Source organism: Massilia sp. CT11-108 (assembly GCF_047302915.1).
GTDB lineage: Bacteria > Pseudomonadota > Gammaproteobacteria > Burkholderiales > Burkholderiaceae_D > Telluria > Telluria orientalis.
Genome location: NZ_JBKYMO010000448.1, coordinates 1 through 4,526, shown reverse-complemented (window position 1 = coordinate 4,526; position 4,526 = coordinate 1). Strand labels below are relative to the sequence as shown.

Sequence of the window (4,526 nt, the reverse complement as noted above, 5' to 3'; positions counted from 1 at the left end):
GCATCGGTCAGCGTCAGGGTGTGGCCGCCCAGCAGCACGGCGCCGGAGCCGCCGAGGCTCTTGACCGCCGCGCCGCCCGTGCTGGCCGATACGTCCAGCGTACCATCGGTCTGCACGCGGCTGTTGCCGATGCTGCCGTTGCCGGCCAGGGCCAATGTCGCGCCTTGCGATACCGCCGTGGCGCCGGTGTGCGTGTTCACGCCCGTCAGGGTTTCGGTGCCGGCCGCGATCGCCAGACCGCCTGAACCGTGGATGCTGCCGGCGAATACGTCCTGCGCATCCGTCAGTGTCAGCGTCTGGCCGCCCAGCAGCACGGCGCCGGAGCCGCCGAGGCTCTGGAACGCCACGCCGCCCGTGCTGGCCGACACGTCCAGCGTACCATCGGTCTGCACGCGGCTGTTGCCGATGCTGCCGTTGCCGGCCAGGGCCAATGTCGCACCGTGCGATACCGCCGTGGTGCCGCTGTGCGTATTCACGCCCGTCAGGGTTTCGGTGCCGGCCGCGATCGTCAGACCGCCTGAACCGTGGATGCTGCCGGCGAACGTATCGCCGGCATTGGTCAGCGTCAGGGTCTGGCCGCCGAGCAGCACGGCGCCGGAGCCGCCGAGGCTCTGGACCGCCGCGTCGCCCGTGCTGGCCGACACGTCCAGCGTGCCATCGGTCCGCACGCGGCTGTTGCCGATGCTGCCGTTGCCGGCCAGGGCCAATGTCGCACCGTGCGATACCGCCGTGGTGCCGGTGTGCGTATTCACGCCCGTCAGGGTTTCGGTGCCGGCCGCAATCGTCAGGCCGCCCGAGCCGTGAATGCTGCCGGCGAATACGTCCTGCGCATCCGTCAGCGTCAGCGTCTGGCCGCCGAGCAGCACGGCGCCGGAGCCGGACAGCGAGCGCACTTCGGCGCCGTTGTTCGTGGCGGCGATGTCGAGCACGCCGTTGTTGGCCACGCCGCTGGACAGAGCGATGCTGCCCGAGCCGGACAGCGCCAGTGCGCCGCCCTGGTCGATCGACGTGGCGCCATTATAGGTATTGGTACCAGTAAGAGTTTCGATGCCGCCCGCGATCGTCAGCCCGCCCGAGCCGTAAATGCTGCCCGCAAACGTATCGCCTGCATCCGTCAGCGTCAGCGTCTGGCCGCCCAGCAACACAGCGCCGGATCCGGACAGCGAGCGCACTTCGGCGCCGTTGTTTGTCGCGGCAATATCGAACACACCGTTGTTGGCGACGCCGCTGGACAGCGCGATGCTGCCCGAGCCGGACAGCGCCAGCGCGCCTTGGTCGATCAACGTGGCCCCGGTATAGGTGTTGGTACCAGTCAGCGTTTCGATGCCGCCCGCGATCGTCAGGCCGCCCGAACCATGGATGCTGCCCGCAAACGTATCGCCAGCATTGGTCAGCGTCAGCGTCTGGCCGCCCACGAGCACGGCACCGGATCCGGACAGCGAGCGCACTTCGGCGCCGTTGTTCGTGGCCGTGATGTCGAACACGCCGTTGTTGGCCACGCCGCTGGACAGCGCGATGCTGCCCGAACCGGACAGCGCCAGCGCGCCGCGCTGATCGATCGAGGTGGCACCTGAATAGGTATTGGTACCGCTCAGGGTTTCGGTGCCGCCCGCGATTGTCAGGCCGCCCGAACCGTGGATGCTGCCGGCGAACGTATCGCCGGCATCGGTCAGCGTCAACGTCTGGCCGCCCAAGAGCACCGCACCGGAGCCGGACAGCGAGCGCACTTCGGCGCCGTTGTTTGTCGCGGCAATATCGAACACACCGTTGTTGGCGACGCCGCTGGACAGAGCGATGCTGCCCGATCCGGACAGCGACAGCGCGCCGCCTTGGTCGATCGACGTGGCGCCGTTATAGGTATTGGTACCGCTCAGGGTTTCGGTGCCGCCCGCGATTGTCAGCCCGCCCGAGCCAAGGATGCTGCCGGCGAACGTATCGCCGGCATCCGTCAGCGTCAACGTCTGGCCGCCCAGCAGCACGGCACCGGAGCCGGACAGCGTGCGCACTTCGGCACCGTTGTCCGTGGCCGTGATGTCGAACACGCCGTTGTTGGCTACACCGCTGGACAGCGCGATGCTGCCCGAACCGGAAAGCGCGAGACCGCCTTGGTCGATCGACGTGGCGCCGGTATAGGTATTGGTACCGCTCAGGGTTTCGATGCCGCCCGCGATTGTCAGACCGCCCGAACCGTGGATACTGCCCGCAAACGCATCGCCGGCATCCGTCAGCGTCAACGTCTGGCCGCCCAGCAGCACGGCACCGGATCCGGACAGCGAGTGCACTTCGGCACCGTTGTCCGTGGCCGTGATGTCGAACACGCCGTTGTTGGCCACGCCGCTGGACAGCGCGATGCCGCCCGAGCCGGACAGCGCCAGCGTGCCGCCCTGGTCGATCGACGTGGCGCCGGTATAGGTATTGGTACCCGTTAGAGCTTCGGTGCCGCCACCGATTGTCACGCCGCCCGAACCGTAGATGCTGCCCGAAAACGTATCGCCTGCATCCGTCAGTGTCAATGTTTGGCCGCCCAGCAGCACAGCACCGGAGCCTGACAGCGAGCGCACTTCGGCGCCGTTGTTCGTGGCCGCGATGTCGAACACGCCGTTGTTGGCGACGCCGCTGGACAGAGCGATGCTGCCCGAACCGGACAGCGTGAGACCGCCCTGGTCGATCGACGTGGCCCCGGTGTAGGTATTGGTACCGCTCAGGGTTTCGATGCCGCCCGCGATTGTCAGGCCACCCGAACCGTAAATGCTGCCCGCAAACGTATCGCCAGCATCGGTCAGCGTCAGTGTTTGGCCGCCCAGCAGCACCGCACCGGATCCGGACAGCGAGCGCACTTCGGCGCCGTTGTTCGTGGCCGCGATATCGAGCATGCCGTTGTTGGCCACGCCGCTGGACAGCGCGATACTGCCCGAACCCGCCAGCGCGAGACCGCCTTGGTCGATCAACGTGGCCCCGGTATAGGTGTTGGTACCGCTCAGGGTTTCGATACCGCCCGTGATCGCGAGGCCGCCCGAGCCGTGAATGCTGCCGGCGAATACGTCCTGCGCATCCGTCAGCGTCAGCGTCTGGCCACCCAAGAGCACAGCACCGGAGCCGGACAGCGTGCGCACTTCGGCGCCGTTGTCGGTCGCGGCAATGTCGAGCACGCCGTTGTTGGCCACGCCGCTGGACAGCGCGATGCTGCCCGAGCCGGACAGCGCCAGCGCGCCGCCCTGGTCGATCGAGGTGGCGCCGTTATAGGTGTTAGTACCGCTCAGGGTTTCGGTGCCGCCCGCGATTGTCAGCCCGCCCGAGCCATGGATGCTGCCGGCGAACGTATCACCGGCATCGGTCAGCGTCAGCGTTTGGCCGCCCAGCAATACAGCACCGGCGCCAGACAGCGAGCGCACTTCGGCGCCGTTGTTTGTCGCGGCAATATCGAACACACCGTTGTCGGCGACGCCGCTGGACAGAGCGATGCTGCCCGAGCCGGACAGCGCCAGTGCGCCGCCCTGGTCGATCGAGGTGGCGCCGGTATAGGTATTGGTACCGCTGAGCACCTGCGTGCCGCCCGCGATTGTCAGCCCGCCCGAACCGTAGATGCTGCCGGCGAATACGTCCTGCGCATCGGTCAACGTCAGCGTCTGGCCACCCAGCAGCACGGCGCCGGAACCGGACAGCGTGCGCACTTCGGCGCCGTTGTCGGTCGCGGCAATGTCGAACACGCCGTTGTTGGCGACGCCGCTGGACAGAGCGATGCTGCCCGAACCGGACAGCGTGAGACCGCCCTGGTCGATCGACGTGGCCCCGGTGTAGGTATTGGTACCGCTCAGGGTTTCGATGCCGCCCGCGATTGTCAGACCACCCGAACCGTAAATGCTGCCCTCAAACGTATCGCCAGCATCGGTCAGCGTCAGTGTTTGGCCGCCCAGCAGCACCGCACCGGATCCGGACAGCGAGCGCACTTCGGCGCCGTTGTTCGTGGCCGCGATATCGAACACACCGTTGTTGGCGATGCCGCTGGACAGAGCGATGCTGCCCGACCCGGACAACGCCAGCGCGCCGCCTTGGTCGATCGAGGTGGCGCCGTTATAGGTATTGGTACCGCTGAGCATCTGCGTGCCGCCCGCGATCGTCAGACCGCCCGAGCCGTGGATGCTGCCGGCGAACGTATCGCCGGCATCCGTCAGCGTCAGCGTCTGGCCGCCCAGCAACACAGCACCGGAGCCAGACAGCGTGCGCACTTCGGCGCCGTTGTCCGTGGCCGCGATGTCGAGCACGCCGTTGTTGGCCACACCGCTGGACAGAGCGATGCTGCCCGGACCTGACAGCGCCAGTGCGCCGCCTTGGTCGATCGACGTGGCGCCGTTATAGGTATTGGTACCGCTGAGCACCTGCGTGCCGCCCGCGATTGTCAGCCCGCCCGAGCCAAGGATGCTGCCGGCGAACGTATCTCCGGCATTGGTTAGCGTCAACGTCTGGCCGCCCAGCAGCACGGCGCCGGATCCGGACAGCGTGCGCACTTCGGCGCCGTTGTTTGTCGC

General features: G+C 67.5%; 1 protein-coding gene. It reads right to left on the bottom strand.

Annotated elements, in window-relative coordinates; all coding sequences use genetic code 11:
* The coding region (locus tag ACEN88_RS25035) for a beta strand repeat-containing protein (protein WP_413344038.1) at positions 1 to 4,526 on the bottom strand (4,526 nt) is incomplete at both ends.